1 protein-coding gene is annotated in these 232 nt (G+C 75.4%); it reads right to left on the bottom strand.

Features of this window, described 5'->3' with window-relative positions; all coding sequences use genetic code 11:
* On the bottom strand, nt 1-232 hold a 232-nt coding region (locus tag ACQG3P_RS24920), incomplete at both ends, for a hypothetical protein (RefSeq protein WP_426806541.1).

The following is a 232-nucleotide window of genomic DNA, read 5'->3' as shown; positions in this document are numbered from 1 at the left end:
CCGCTCTCGCAGCACAACGCAGACCCGACGCGCCAGCCAGCGCGCCGGACCACCTCCCCCACCCGCCGAAACCGGCCTCGCCGGCCGGCGCCACGACGCTGGCCGACAGGGCCAGGCCCAGTACGCGGCCCGGCTCCTCGCCGCCCATCACGCCGAAGAGCCCGTTCCGCCACATCCACAGGAAGTGGGGCGCGTCGGCGCGGCACCGCAAGCCGATGTGGCACTCGCCGAA

It is taken from the genome of Stenotrophomonas sp. SrG, from assembly GCF_050031795.1.
Classification (GTDB): domain Bacteria; phylum Pseudomonadota; class Gammaproteobacteria; order Xanthomonadales; family Xanthomonadaceae; genus Stenotrophomonas; species Stenotrophomonas rhizophila_A.
Note: the sequence above shows the minus strand (reverse complement) of the source record. Positions and strands in the feature narration are given on the sequence as shown.